A 15766-nucleotide genomic window follows, 5' to 3' on the forward strand; every position below is an offset into this window, starting at 1 on the left:
ATTAAAGTGGAAAAACAAAGACTTTTTTTTGGACAGGTGCAACCGAATGCCATATTCATCGTTTAATAGGGCAAAAGCAAATTCGAAAAGTAAAAATAAATATTTGAAAGGGGGCTGGTATGGCTTGAAGACATTAACTGCTGTCGAAGGATGGGTTTCAAATAGCTCTGAAATTCAGGGAAAATATCGGAATGAGCAGGGAATTGGACTTTCTGGTTTCTATCGGAGAGATTACAATGATACTTCTGATATGGTAGTTATGGGTAACGATCACTCCATGCTGAGGTATAAATACCCCAAGGCTTCGAATATTCCTTTCCATTCTTCATTGGTTCGTTGGCATAATTTATTCTTTTGTGGCGGATATTCAATCAGATTCTCAAACGGAGAGCAAACTGATACTTATGATCGTTTGTTTGACGCTGTTAGGACTGGACTAAAACCAACTGGTTTCTGGCCACTAACTTCGGAAGAATTGGAGGCTACTCTCCAGAAATTAAAACAGACCGATTTAATCTGGAAGGTAACAATTAATGATCATCCGTACTTTCAGTATGAAATCGGCGTGGCAATCAAAGGCAAAATGAAGGATCATTTCGATATGAACAAATTGACTGCTTCCTACCAGCTCTTTAGTAAGAAACTCGGCTACGATCTTCTTTCAAAGAAGGATGAGGATATTATTCTAAGCTATGAAGATGTTGATTTGGCATGGTTGCTTGAGGGATTTGATTATGGAGATCCAGGAAAGAAAAATCATGCCCGCGTTTTGACAGGTTTAATTTTAGGATATCCCATCGAATCGACAGTAGCACTGCTTACAGGACGGATCTATTAGGCTTCTGAGGGGAAGATTACAATGATTTCAGCAAGTTTGTGACTATCCGAAATGTGATGAAAAAAATAGTCGGCGGGCAAGTATTGTTACTAACCTATACGAGACGAACAAATGATCAATCTGATAGTTCATTCGAGATATTGGGAAGCCCTATCTTTACAAGAGCGGGCTTCCATTTTTTATTTGTGTAAATGGTTACGCAAATGTTATGAACAATTTCACAAATTATATGAAGGTGTTCGTAATTGTTCACGACAGTTTCATACACGATGTGTAGCACATGCGTAATCCGAAGTTTCTTAATCAGGTAGGATATATTTGAACATATTCAACTCCAGTAATTCGATCTTCAAGATCTTCTATTTTTTCATTCCATACCTCTTCAATAATGTGAAATGACGACCATAACTCATCAATATGTTCTGGAACCTGGATATTTTGTAGAATTTCCAGCATACTGTTCTTGAAGTAGCGATTCTCGTTCTCTATTAACAATATTCGTTTATATTCGCTGGACATGTAATCGGAAAATTTAAGTTCGCAGTCTTCAAAATGCTTGTTCATTCTAACTTCAACAGCTTCCTTTGTAGGAATGAAATACTCACTTTCATCAACTGGATACTCAGTATACTGAACATAAAAGTCACTACCTAAATCAGCTTTCTGAAGTATAAAGGATAAGTTATCAATGGTATATTCATGTCGAGCACGGAATTTGTCACCTCGGTTCAAGAGGCAAGTAATAATATTGTTAAAGAGGTGCTGAACGTTATTTTCTACAATAGCATCTATCAACCATTTTTCCTTTTTACCTCTGTACGATAATAATTCTTCAACTACTGAATGGAGGACTCCTATTGTTTTCCCCATAAATTCTACATTTTCTGGAATTCTTGAGATTCTTAAAACATATTCGCGCAAAAAGAAGCTTTCCTGGTCACGAGACAATACAATATTGTATTTCTTTAATAATTCGTTGGCTCTTACGAATGTATTTTTTGCTATAATATTAATGATTTTCTTTTCAAAATACATTCTTCTTCTTCTTTCTTCTTTATCCTTCGCAATTTTTGTTTCGTACACTTGAAGTTGTGATTTTACTTCTATAACGATTTTTTCATTTGAATCATTTATATTGACGAATGTAGCCTCTGGCTTCTTACCACTACTCCCCACCTCAACATCACAGCATCTTTCCAATCTAAAACTTTCATAATGCTTATTCATAAATAGCCCTAATGAAGATACATATTCGCATTTTTGGCACATATTTTTCAAAAGGCTTGTATCACCTTTATAAAAAAAATGATCTTCATTCCTTTCAAGACAGGGAAGTATTAATTCTAAGTTAATCATTGTAATCTCCTTTCGAGTGGCAACAGAATAATCAGTTTCATTCCCGACTTCAATGATGACATGCTCGTTCAAGGGGAACATGCCCGTTTTCTACTTATATCGACATTCAATTGATTTTTTTTATGTTCATCGATTGTACACATACACAAAGAGCTGAGTAATCCGTATCCCCGAATGGATTTATGTAGTGGATGGCGATACCATCCGATAAAAATTAGCGTCTGACCAGGTTTGCGTGCTTGATGCCATCTAAAAACTGATTCGTTATATCATAATCAACAAAATGCACCTCAATCCTTTCTTTCATTAAACGATTAACATGCCATTTCTCAAAAATATGAGATAGTCGCGAATCCCTACGCTCTTTTGAAACAAAGTCGATAGTTACCGATTCAGCCTGCGACTTTAGATGATTGGAAGCAAACTCGTCAATGGATACGACGCCCACCTTCAGCTCAATCTGACACTCGAAAAAGCGAGTGAACATATGGTACATACATGCGATATGCGTGGCTACCTTATACACATTTGATCTGTTAAAAATGTCGAAAATAAGTACCGTAATTTTAACCTGCCCCTTGTCGATCCTGATCTGTGCGACATACGCATTGAACGCGAGCATTGTATCAATTGTATAATTATCAATCTTATCTTCCTTGCTTAAATCCTGGCTTCGCTTAGCAATGTTATCAATGCGATTCATTGAGGACACTTCAGGAAGATAGAGTCGCCCCCTCCCTTTCCCGTCCGATGCTTTCGATCCTTTCTTCAGTCCTTCTCCCATTCTCCGCTTGATGTCTTGCATGTTCTCGATATCTTGCTCGACCGAAAGCATATCCAAATACTTTTGAAGGGTTGCTTCATTATGCATTTTCATCAGGAAGGGAAGTCCTTGATTTTTGTTATATAAAATTGTACTGTGGTCGCGTTCCAACAGATCAATGATTGATCCAAGCGTTACCCTCATTCCTTCCTTTTGAATGCGGGGAATGACTTTATTGAGAATATATTGGTTTTTAAAAATGCTGATTAAAATCCTTTCATTCCCAATAGCTTTCTTGACCGATGCAACACTGTAGCTGTCTGGCTTTTCCTCTAAAAATCGAATGCCATATTTTCGCATCACAAGCATTTGAAGCTGAGTCTTCTTACCGAAAGCGTTAAACGACTCTTTTCTGAGAATATCGGCATTTACAAGATCTGTTATTGAGCCGTAAAAAGCTGAAAAGCTTCTTGCTATGCCCATCATCTGAGCATATTGATACAATTGCTTCATGAGTATTACTTTGTTGCCGAAACGGTAGATAATCTCAAGATATAGTCGATACTTATCGCAAACTGTTTGTTTATTAGCATTGGATATAGTCATAATTTCAATTCCCCCTTTCAAACCCTAATTGATTCGTATTGACATCCAATCATGCTGACGAATGTTTCTTTTGATCTCATTTCATCAATGCCATACGAATTTGTGAGAATTTCCACCCCCACCTCTTTGCCCTCAGCATTGCTATATAAGCCGTCTGGCATTGATATTAGTTTCTCTTTGAGCATATCTTGGTACAATTTTGCTTCTACCTCGTTGCCTTCTTCTCGTATATTTGAAATTCGATCTTCAAATTCCTTATGAATTAGAGTTTCCGTTTTCCAGCTTTCTCGCGATTCTTCTGATAAGCTGAAATATTTTTCTGCTATCGCAAGGTCGTGTATCGGGCTTTGAGCATGGTATGCATAACTCAAAGCCCACAGACGAGCGGCAGTTTCACGTCCAAGCTTACTAAGCTTAAAACAATACTCACTTTTCCCTTTTCTTTTGTACGCGACTTTCTCAACAAGACCGTCTCGTATAAGGTTTTGTATACGTCTATCGGCTAAGCCGCATGTGTGGAGATGATCGGAAGAGACATGACCGACGTTGTGCATTGCCGTAAATGCGAGCCGATCTCGGGCAAAAAACTGGGTAACGAGTGTTTTGCTTCTTCTTGCCATTGCTTGCACCTCCTTTTGATGAGTGAATAATTTGTTCGTTGGCAATGTTTATTTGACCATCTACGATGGTCAGTGTGGCATTTGCGTCTCGGAGAGACGATTGTCGCGGCGAAATTACGCGGCAACATGCTTTTTTGACTCATCGTGAGATGAGGCAATGTAGTTGTGTTTCGCAGAAACACTTGTCACATTGCAAATGGGGCAACGGCTTTTCCCAAGGGGCGAGTTTCCATGGCTCCGTTTTGCAGGGAGTGCCGTAGGCCGAGCGGTCGGCGATAGCCGAGCACAACGGGGCTTGGTGGTTCTTAGCGAGCTGATTTTCCGTAGGAATAAGGCGAGGTTAGAACCCACCCATTGAAACGAAGCCCCTCTTCCAGAGATGATAGCATTATAGATTTTGAAGGAGGATTTATAACCTTCTCTCGAATATTGCAAAAAAAGGCTCCACGCCTTTGAGCGTAGGAGCCTCTTCTCGCTCACGAGAAGCATGATTTTCATGTTGTTGATGCCGCGCGACAATCCATACTGTAATTGCCCAATTAGATTGTTAGATTGGGTAAGAAGCATTATTAGAGTAGTTGACACACCAACACTGATCAACCTATCTTATTCAACCGATTCTTGGTTTGTCAGCTAAATAGTTTATTTTCCTTATTTTATTCTTTCTTCTTCCACTTTAAACAAGCACAACTGTGGTCAGGGTTTAATAAAAGTTCTAACGCCATTTTTGATATTTCAAGTTGATCTCGCCCGATTAAAGTAGTCTTCATATCGTACTTAGTATTTTTCTGAAGCTTTTTTCTATTTACTTTTACCATAGCCCAATACCATTTCGAGTCTTCAAAAGTCGAAGAATCATTTCATCTAAACCAGGTTTAAAGGCATTGGCTACTGGTGATTTCTGAATAGAGTGAGAGTCGATATTGGCGAAAAGAGGCGAGTTGGGGAAAACGCTATTCCAACAATAATCAGGATATAGCCGATAAACTTCCTGGTTATAAAATTTGTGCGAAGCTTCAATATCGTTAAATCGCGTCCTTAAAATGCCACCAATCTTGAGATTCGGGTTTAATTCGTCTTGAACATACCTAATTCTGTCCAGCCACTTTTCAATAAAGTTTAAATTATTTGGGGAGTAAGTCATGATTGCAAAATCGGAGATGGATAGAGATACATTGAATAATTCGTCAGCACACATGCTTGGACAATCTACAACGACGAAATCATAATCATTTTTTGCGCGATTTAGTAAATCTCTCAAAACGACAACAATCTCTGTTGTTTTAAAACCTTGGATATAGAGGTTCGTTGGAATCCCACTGACCCACAAGTCGCCAGGTAACACATGAAGGTTTTTAGTTATAGGTGTGATATGGGAAATAACATCTCCAGCCTCGAATGCATCACAAACCGTACTCATCTCAGCATGATTATCGATAAAAACTTCTGTAAAGTTGCATTGCCCACATAGGTCGAGTGCCAACACTTTATAATTGGCACTTAATAAGTGTGCAAACATACAGGCAATCGTTGTCTTGCCAGAACCGCCAATTGTACTACTGATGCTGATCGTAATAATCATTTTTCACTCACCCCCTATTTCGAGGGTAATCTTAGCTTAAACGTTCGAAAAAAGTCAATACCAAAATAAAAATAATTATTATAACATAAATCATCTTCAAAAGTAAATAAGAACTTATCACACATTGTATGAAACATGTTCATACATCCTCATATATGTTATGAACAAGTTATGAACATCCTCACACATATTCGGTAACATGTTCATAACTCTTATGAATTTGTTACGCAACCCTTATAAAGAAGCCGATCAACAACCAGATAGATTGTTTGAGCATTATTGTCGGCAATGAAAGTTGTTTTCATATTGGAATTTGAAATATAGTCAACTGGGTATGCTTTTGATAGCGTCCTTATAATTTCGTGCCACATAATCCTGAGTGATTGCCCTTACCTCTTTTAAAGATTCCCACAATATCTAAACCTCTTCCTCTGCTGAACACAGATTTCAGAGGAAGATGTCGATATATTACCAAATTCTTCTAAAATCTCGCCTTTCAAAGTAAAAGTACCGAAGAATCAGCTATATTCACCGATATCGACGGTACTTTTATTGATTCCCTCTAATTATCTCTTAATTATTCTTGTACATCTGAATACGAAATCTCAGGGATGGAGAAAGCGTTCGTTATAATCATCGCTTCAATGACAGAAAACCTACCTTCTAATGACCACACAACTAAGAAAAAAACCGCCAATCTTATATTAGTGACTGAGATTCTCAAGTAATCTCATCCTGTTCAGTCCACACTTGGAATTAAGACTTATATTGATCTAAGAAAAATGTGTACTATTCATTTTTTTCGTTATTTAATTGACTCTCAAATACTTCTTTTGCCCCTTCGTGCCAACCAGTAAACTTATAAATCCTTTTGGTTACTTTCCTGCCTTCACCTGTAACGCCACCAGTAATAGACCCCTCGTTTATTGTCGCAGAAAGCCCTCCTTTTCCACTTGTATCATAAAACTCTTCTATCTCCACAGTTTCGGCCGTATTTATTCGAGTCGCAATTGCAAGTTCTTGAGCAACTCGGGCTTGAGCTTGAGCCATTTGCGATAAAAGTTCTTGTCTTGCAGTTTCTATTTGCAACTCGGAGACAGGTGACTCTGACATGCCTTGTATTTTCTCAACCGCCTTCTCTGCTCCCTTATTAATTAAATAAACTGAAGGATTTAATGCAAACAACACTTTCTCCTTCGTGCTCATATTCCTTGGATCGAACATACTCAGCATTATTGTGATCCTCCTCTAATAATCTTGAAAACATTCCAATATGATCCTACACAATAAGACAATATGAAACGTATATTACTCTCTGCATGTGACTCCAAAGTACATTACCGAAATCTACTATTATGATCAAGTTAGATCTAAGAGTACACTCCTGCATAGTATACCGCTCTTCTTCCGAAAACCCACCTTCCAACAACCTGATTACTTTCATTTTTAGTCGATTTCAAAGACTTGAAACTGGTTGTAGACTGACATCTTAATCAATTTCCTTGATATTTCAGTCTTACTGTCCCCCTCGGTTTCCCAGCCTTTTTCTGCTTTACCATCAAGCAAATAGAAGGAATTGTAATCGATATATCGTTTCCCCTTTGTTTAACCAAAGATCAAAACACTTTCCTTCCCGTATGAGTGGGTATAAGGTAATGGTTCAAGCAGAACCATATTAAGCTCGGTAACGATGTTATGTATATTTTTCCTCCGTAAGCTTATCCAACTCCCAGAGCTTTAAACACAGCATCAATCGGATCCGAGTAAAATACAGGCTGAACCTTTATCAGCAGATCAGCAGGAACAGTTTGAAAATCTACTACAGAGGATGCAGGAATCAGAACTTTCTTCGCTCCTGCATCCACGCACACCTGAAGCGTATTAGCGAACTCATCGACCTTTGCAATAGTTCCACCAACCGTCATGTTACCGAGCACAACCATATTATCCTGAACGGGACGTTCCAATGCCCCAGAACATAATCCGATCAATTCAGCTATAGCGAGTTCATCTGTCAAACCAATCCCTTGCAAATCACTAATATGCATCAAATAATCCTTGGTCTTCGTGCTAATCGAGCCGCTGATACTCTTACTGTTTGAAGTGAAGTAGCGGAAGGCGGTATCCAGGCTCTCTTTCGCTCCTCGATGGGATCCGACACCCGACTTCTCAAACTTCCCTGCCCCCGAAACGACTTGGTTCTCCAATTTGTAAACTCCGATCATGCCAGAATCTCCATGACCAACCGTATATACATGTCCTTGTTTGCCCATTCCTTCAGGGATCAACTTTCCACCACCTTGTTCTGGCACTGACACATATTCTTCGCTCATTGTTTCCTTATCGATATAAGAGAAATGGACATCGTAAAACTCCATCCCGCCTATCTTTTTGAGCTGTTCCTTGACCCTTCTTCTTCCTTCGAGAGCATACTTCAAGAGCTCCTCGATGTCGTCTCTCGTATACTCCCCGTCTGGATACAGAAGCTTCACTAACCCTGATACCGTTTTACGCACCGCAATAACATCACGTTGATTCAGGTTATTACCCAGCCTAAAATACCGATCCAGAGCATCCGCAAACGAACGCTTCCGCATTTCTCTAAAGTATTCAGCCATGTAATCGACGATGAAGCCATACTTATCTGTGAAGAAGTCAGGTCGCATCTTCGGTACTTCCCAGCCTGGGAGGTAGTAATGCATTCGATCAAAGAATGCAGAGTCATTCGCCATTGCTTCAGGGAACGGTGCAAATAGATGAGATGTCTTGATCAGTGAATCAAGACTTTGGTTGATGTTCCCTACAAACACCATGGAAGCAGAAGCCACCTTCTCTTCTCTTCCCCGTGCAAAAGATCCTGATGCCATGTAATCCTTCATGATCTGTATACCATCTTTGTCCTTAAAGGTTATACCCGCTACTTCATCGAATGCCACCGCATCGTACATTCCAACAAGTCCTACTTTTTTCGAAGACATGTTGTAAAAAAGGTTAGCAACCGTCGATTGTCCACCAGATACGAGAATCGAGTTAGGCGATATCTCTTTATATACATGTGATTTACCTGTCCCCCGTGGACCCAGTTCACACATGTTATAGTTGTTTTCAACAAGTGGTACAAGTCGAAGTAATAGATGCCACTTCACTCTGTCCTCAAGTTGGGTCGGCTCCATACCTGTAGAGCGAATAAGTACATCGATCCATTCCTCTTTCGAGAAGCTCTTCCTACCCTCAAACACCTCGTTCAGATCCATGTTCGGCATTTGAATCGGCTTCAAGCTACTGATGCTGAACGGATTGCTGTTCTTGGCCTCTTCATCAAAGAAGTACTCCATCTTCAGCATACACCAGATCCCGCCTGCCAAGAGCTTGTCGTACTCTTTGACATAGTTCGGCGAGATCGGAACCCCTTTTAGTCCCAAGTTAGAGAACTCTGCCACATAGGAATCGATCTTCTCATTGAGCGTTACCGTTATCTTGTCGATAACGGAATATTGACCGAGTTCCCGAATTCTCGATTTTACCTTCTCCGCTTCATCTGGTCTAACAAAATTCTCTGAGAGGATCTTCTTTACCCGTTGAATCCCTTCTTGAATGTTGTCTTCATCATCTGTAGCGGCATACATACCAAGAAGATATTCAAGAACATAAACAGGGACATTTGCCCCCTCTTTCATTAGCTTTGTCAGGTCTTTTCGAACAACCCTGCCTGAAAAGACATCATTCAGTTTCCTATCTAAATCGATCGTTTGTCCTTCGCTTATTGACTCCATTCGTTCCTCTCCTTTCCTCTAAAAATCGAAGTCACTAACAATGCCCAAATTGATTGTGAACTGCGTTTTTTCAATGACGATATTTGTCTCAATATCTTTTGTAATGAGGTAATAGTTACTATTCTTATCATATGGTATCGACTTTAACGCAAAGCGAAGCTTAAATGTACGCTCGTCTGGCTTATCTGATGTGCGATCACAGATGAGCATTTCCTCGTTACTAATCACGTTATCAGCATCATCCACTATATAGATCTTCACTGTTCGAGGAACTCGTTTGTCCTCTACTTTCTCCGTCTGGAAGAAGGTAAGGTTGAACAGGCTATTCGTGATTTTTCTGGTGGTATTTGTGAGCTTTACATCCACTTTCTCGATTTCACGACTATTCTTTTGCCCAGCTCGAATATTCTTAAATTGTATGAGCGGCACAACGATCTCTTGAAGACTGGCTCCGCCATGAACAAAATTAGCACCAGCACCTTGAATTTTAAAACGAATAGTCGCCTTAGGAACATAAGTGGTAATCTTATGCTCATTCTTAATTAGACTATCCATGTTGATATCAAGGAGACCGCTTCGTTCTCCATTTTCTTGCGAGAAAAGATGTCTCCGTTTGACCTCAAACGCTTGAATACCTTCCTTTTCAATCTTGTCACTCTCTTCCAATGCATCACGTTGATAAACGAAGCCATGATCCGCAGTGATGAAAATGTTTGCACCGCTCAAATCATCCTTGATGATTTTAACTATATCGTACAATTCATCAATAGCTTTCTCTGCCGCTGTGAACGTATAGACCTCGGTCGATGCCTTATCTCCCGTTGCATCAATGCTGTCGTGATAAATATATACCAGTTTCTTACCCTTGAAAGTTTCCCTGCGGCCAGCCTTATTCATGTTTTTCAGCTCTTGATAGTGAATGGCAGCACTATCAGCTACTGCTCCTTGTAGGATATCAATACGATTATCTATCCCACTGGAAGATCTCCCATTCACCAATACTTTTCCACTTAGATCGATCTCCAAATTCTTATACGGAAGAAGTGATGCCATTCCCATCTTAGTTACAGAAGGTACGACTCCTAACAGTGGTTGAATGTCGCAAGTTCCCGTAGTCTCCGAATTCAGCTTATCCGCCAACTCCGCCGCTATCTCATACCGAAGGGCATCTGATATGATAACAAATACTCGATCACCATTGGAGATTTTAGGATCAACAAAGCTTCGATAGAAATCTTTCTGGCTTTGGATCCCTGGCAGAACCCAACTTGATTTCAATTCATCATGCACAGCGGCCGACCAGTGCGAGCTTAATTCGCTCATATACCAATTGGTATATAGGTTCTCAATCATCACTTTGAGCTTCTTCAAGATTTCGCTGTTCGAATCATTATCGTTCGCAATATAGAATTTCCGATAGAATATGTCCATTTGGTAATAGTCATTCACATAAGCTCGGTACATGTCCACTGCTTGCGTTTTCGGAATACCCATGCTGTATTTCTTATGAAACTCGAACATCTTAACGGTGTAGTATAGGGCTTCATAAATGGATTGATATCGCTCGTAGTAATGCTTCGCTCTCCGCAGGTTAATTAGCTTCGTATATGCATCATAATCCTCAAGTCGATCTTCCAGACTATTGGCGATATAAATGATAATTGCTTTATCGAAGTAAGGGAATATATCCGCCGCCTTGAATTCTTCAATAGGGAGCTGATTTACGATATCCGATAGCTTGATTTCTTTCTCAGCGATTTCTGCATACTGGTCATACAGATGATAATCCGTTTTATGATGCATCCAGTGGTCAACGAACACCAAAGCATTGGACTTATTTCGAGTAGCAATGTAGCCTTCAACCAGTGAAAGACGTTCCTCATTAACCGCATGGCTAAGTGCAGTGACTGTCAAATGGATAAACAGCGTTTTAAGTGACTTTTGACTTTGCTCATAGCCATACCGCTCAGCTGCCGCATTCCAAAATACATCTACCCCGACATACTTCGAAATCGTGTCCAGATGTTTATTGTCGCTGTCATCAAGTGAATCCATCAACACAACTTTCAGTACATCCTCAAAATCAGGAGTCTTGAGTTTACAGAGCGCACTCATCATCACTAATTCAATTGAACCTTCAGTAAACGCCGACACCTCAAACCCTTTAAACTTCTTCCTCCTATCCTTACTCCAAAAAAACTTATCGTATTTCTTCACTGTACTCCGAAGAGAAGGATCAATATTCAGCTCATTCATGATGAGAGAGATCTTATCCGCATAGAACGTCTTCGAGTACAGAATCGTATCCAACAACCAATTGTCTTCCATGCTCATATCAAGGTTTGAATAGATCAAATAATTCGACGTGGGATCCTCTTCTTCGAGCAACACTTTTGTATAAAAATTGTTACCCTCAGTTAACGTATGTACCTTGACATTCTCTATATTGATCTCATGTATATAATCAACAAACTCCTGGTCTTTATCGAACCAGAAGATGATCTTACGTTGCTCTCCCTCATTGAGCGGTTCAAGAAGACCTTCTTGTAGTGCCTTTGTTACCTCATCCATATTCACGATTTATCAACACCTTTTTTCATCAGGCTAAAAACAGGGATACACCAAAATTAACTGGCATATCCCCATTGTACCCAATTTATTTGATTGGAGCGAGCAACCCTTCGAATTTAGCGTAGTTAACAGTAACACCGTCGTCCAGATCAATCTCGATCTGCATGTCTGCCATGTGATGAAGTTTTTCATCGTATGCCCGAAGTTCATCAATCTTCAGATCAAGAGACTTCAGTTCTTTTTTGGCATTGGCGATTTCTTTGGTCGTTCCGTCTCCATTAATAACATCAAGCAGAGTTTTCTTCTCTGCATCCATCCGAACCTGGAGTTCATGCAGGTAATCCGTTCTGATTCTCGACAAAGTTGATTTGTCGTAACGGTGCATGTAGATTAGGCAGTTGAATGCTTTTTGTTTTCCTGAAGAGAATAGCCAGTAAATCGGTCGCTTCTTATATACTTGCGTATGATCTTTGAAGAAATCATTTAGGATATATCTTCTGATTGTTTCTTTTGCTATCTCTCCTTCTTTCTTACCGAGAGTGACTGCGATATAGTCAAGATTTTCTATTAATTCTTCTTCCCCAAAAGTTAGTTTAACAAACTCAATGAATCTGGAGACAATATCCTCTTCAAGGTAAGCACTCGAGAGGATAGGAAGAATATTGTCTTTATCGGGTGCAAATGTATGATACTTGTTTGAATCAAACTTTCCCCCTGCAAGGATTAGACCCTCTTCATCCAGAGAAAACCTTCCGAACATACAACCTAATGCATAAGATATAAATGATTTAATATCTCTTTCAGAATTGGCTTTCCGAATTGAAATACTTTCTTCCGAAACCTCCGTGCTCACATCCTCCTGAAGACCATATACTTCAATAAATACTCTGTTAAGTTCTTCTTCGTTCTTTTTTAATTGTACAAATAGTTCTTCTGTAAAATGACTCCATTTTTTTTGTGACTCATTAATATTGTTTTCTTTATATATCAATAACGGATGCCTCTTGAAATCCCAAGATATTTCAAATGAGTCCCAATCGACCTTGCACATAGATATGTTATCAAGCACTTTACTTCGTACATATGCTTTAGTTTCTTCGTTATTCGGAAACATAATTGGAATCTGCTTCATATCACCAACTAAATAGTGAATTGTGTTATTTATAATTGCCAGTATATAATCTGTAATTTTGGTATTTAGTAAGCCAAATAACAAATACTTATCCTTAACATTAAAAATAGTAGGTGCTTCTACGTTAAAAGTAAAACCCTTTGGTAAAACTCTACCCCCAAAACTAACATTTGTAGTGTGTGACCATGTGATTCCATCTTTAAAGTAAAGATGAGGACTCCTTAATACACCGAATCCTTCATAGTTTTTAATCTCATAACCATTGTTTTTAAAATTTACAACATAGTCATAATTACCGTACCATTTTCTATATGATCCACCTTTTGCGTGTGGAAACCACTTAAGGCCACTTTGATTCGCCTCCTCTAAGCTCTTATAATTAAAGCCAATATTATTTTTATCCACTTCATGCCAATATTTTAAAAAATAATTATTATTTCCAGTCTGTAAACCACTTTTTGCTTCTCCAACTTCTGACAACGGTATTCCTTCACTAAAAACTGCATTAAATCTCTCACTTATCCAATATGCTATTGGCATTGAAGGTATCTTTAAAAAACTTTCTTGTTTAATTCTATATTCACCCATTCTCTCAAAAAACCATCTTTCTTTTTGCTCGATACTGTCTACGTCACCCTTATTTCCAAACAACTTTCTATACGTAGCTCGATAATGCCCTACATTTGAATTTAACAGAACAAAGGCAGTTGTCCCAAAATCAGAACCAAAAACACCTCTTCCAAGATGTAACATATTAACAAACGTCTTGTTTAGAATTAAATCTTCCCTCAACCTTTCAAAACTTGATAAAAACATCCATACTGGAATATTTATCATCGATACCATTCCGAACATTTTACAGAGGTGTAGAGCTTTCTCCATAAAGACAGTACTCATATCTGATTTAGAATTGGGATAAGTCTCTTTAACGTAAGAAGAGAGCTTAGGATTCATCCCACCTCCACCCATATATGGCGGATTAGTACAGACAACATCATATTTTCTTACTATAATTTTTAACTGCATGAGAATGGAGGGGAATTTCTCCAGTATTTCTTGTTTGAGAACAACTCTAAAAATATCATCACTTGTTTCATCCTCAAGTTTTATAATTGCTTCTTCGAGGAAACCTACATTTATGGGACTTACATCTAAAATTGAGCCAAACTCCTTAGCATCTATAAATGTATCCCTCAAGTACTTTAATTCTTCTCTTTGTTTTGATATTTCAGAGTTTTCCGCTGAACTGTCAACTAAAATATCAAACATTTCATCTGTCAACCAGTTGCTTTCTTGTATGGCTAATATGTTCGGTCTAATGCCTTGATTAAATATCCTACGAGATTTTTCTCTTGCCTTCATTAACAACGCAAAGGACGCCAATTGTACAGCTCGGTCATCAATATCAAGCCCGAATAGGTTGTTTTCGAGTATTAGTTTAGGAATTTCGAGGTCGGTATAACCTTTCTCTTGGTACATGGTATAAAGAATATCAAAAGCATAAACAAGGATATGTCCACTTCCACAGCAGGGATCGAGGAAAGTAATATTTTCTGGGTTCACATTTTTAGAGCGAGCCTCCTCAAGTTGGCTTATAAATTCCTCTTCTTGTTCAACTTCATCCACATAATACTTCCAATCAGATTTCATCAAACTTTCAGGATTGCTCTCCAACCAAACTCGTCCTAATGAGTTTTCAACCATATATTTTACAATCCATTTAGGGGTAAAGAGTTGCGTCGCCGCTGGGATGTTTTCCTTACTAATTTTGATATTTTTCTTGAGATCAGCAAACACCTGATCTTTCTTTTCAGAAATATAAAATTGATAGAGCCAACCGATTATCTCGACCTGCTCCCAATCTTGTTCAGGGATCACTTGTGTGTCCGTCATTTCACGTAGAAATGAATCCTTTGCTAATAGTCCCTCTGGAAAAAGAATTTCTTTATAGTCATCTATCGTTTCAAACATGAAGGGAAGAACTTTATTCAAGCTATTGCACTGCTTTATGATCAAATACTTGAATAGCTCTTCTGTCTTATTATTAAGCTTCAGTTCATAAACCAGCTCTTTATCAATATCTAAATCAACCGTCAATGCCTCTTTAATGAGATCAGGCTCAGAACTGACAGCATTACTGGAAGACAATACCCTTACCTTTGTTGGAAGATAATTATTAACCTCCATGAACCGCAATGCTGTAAAACGGTTAAACCAAGTGTAAGAAACTTCTTCAATTACTTGCGTATATCCAATTTCTTTAATACGGGATATAAGTTTCTCACGTTGTTTCTTCTCTATAGCCGAGAGCTGTTTCCCAGCAATATAAATCGCATCCGAACTTTCAAATTGAGCTTTCTTGATGTTTTCTTCGGTAATCCCTATCTTAAAAGCCTTAGCTTTTACTTTCTCAATCAATTCCTTACGAGCATTCGTCGCAAAGTTTTTCAATGCTGTCTTATTCATACGTAATGTTCACCAACCTATATTGGAATGTGCTTATAATCAAAATGCCGTGGCCAAAG

9 protein-coding genes are annotated in these 15766 nt (G+C 38.7%); 1 reads left to right on the forward strand and 8 read right to left on the reverse strand.

The annotated features are described in order from the left end of the window. Positions 1–124: 124 nt before the first annotated feature. Positions 125–838 (forward strand): hypothetical protein, encoded by a 714-nt coding sequence (locus tag MH215_RS23935; RefSeq protein ID WP_239293635.1) that lies wholly within the window; start codon positions 125–127, stop codon positions 836–838. Positions 839–1141: 303 nt separating this feature from the next. Here the strand turns inward: MH215_RS23935 and MH215_RS23940 are convergent, their stop codons facing one another. From MH215_RS23940 to pglX, 8 genes are all read right to left on the reverse strand, one after another. Further along, a complete protein-coding gene (locus tag MH215_RS23940; RefSeq protein ID WP_239293636.1) occupies positions 1142–2194 on the reverse strand; it encodes a hypothetical protein in 1053 nt (350 codons plus the stop codon). Positions 2195–2408: 214 nt separating this feature from the next. After that, positions 2409–3563, reverse strand: a complete 1155-nt coding sequence (locus MH215_RS23945) for a hypothetical protein (RefSeq protein ID WP_239293637.1) — start codon at positions 3561–3563, stop codon at positions 2409–2411. Between the two features lie 17 nt (positions 3564–3580). After that, positions 3581–4183: a hypothetical protein gene (locus MH215_RS23950; RefSeq protein ID WP_239293638.1), complete on the reverse strand. Its 603-nt coding sequence runs from the start codon at positions 4181–4183 to the stop codon at positions 3581–3583. An 811-nt stretch (positions 4184–4994) separates the two neighbouring features. Next, complete coding sequence (locus MH215_RS23955; protein ID WP_239293639.1) at positions 4995–5765, reverse strand: ParA family protein; 771 nt, start codon at positions 5763–5765, stop codon at positions 4995–4997. Between the two features lie 789 nt (positions 5766–6554). Beyond that, entirely contained in the window at positions 6555–6998 is a 444-nt protein-coding gene (locus MH215_RS23960) for a hypothetical protein (RefSeq protein ID WP_239293640.1), read from the reverse strand. Positions 6999–7483: 485 nt separating this feature from the next. Beyond that, the gene (gene brxL, locus MH215_RS23965) at positions 7484–9538 is read right to left on the reverse strand and encodes a protease Lon-related BREX system protein BrxL (protein WP_239293641.1); all 2055 of its coding nucleotides are present in this window, start codon (positions 9536–9538) and stop codon (positions 7484–7486) included. 18 nt (positions 9539–9556) lie between these two features. Then, positions 9557–12109 carry a BREX-1 system phosphatase PglZ type A gene (pglZ, locus tag MH215_RS23970; RefSeq protein WP_275446317.1) on the reverse strand — a complete coding sequence of 851 codons (2553 nt, stop codon included), beginning with the start codon at positions 12107–12109 and terminating at the stop codon, positions 9557–9559. 85 nt (positions 12110–12194) lie between these two features. Next, on the reverse strand, positions 12195–15707 hold the full coding sequence (gene pglX, locus MH215_RS23975; protein WP_239293643.1) for a BREX-1 system adenine-specific DNA-methyltransferase PglX: 3513 nt from the start codon (positions 15705–15707) through the stop codon (positions 12195–12197). Between the last annotated feature and the right edge of the window lie 59 nt (positions 15708–15766).

The sequence above is a fragment of the Paenibacillus sp. ACRSA genome (assembly GCF_022346845.1).
Lineage (GTDB): Bacteria > Bacillota > Bacilli > Paenibacillales > Paenibacillaceae > Paenibacillus.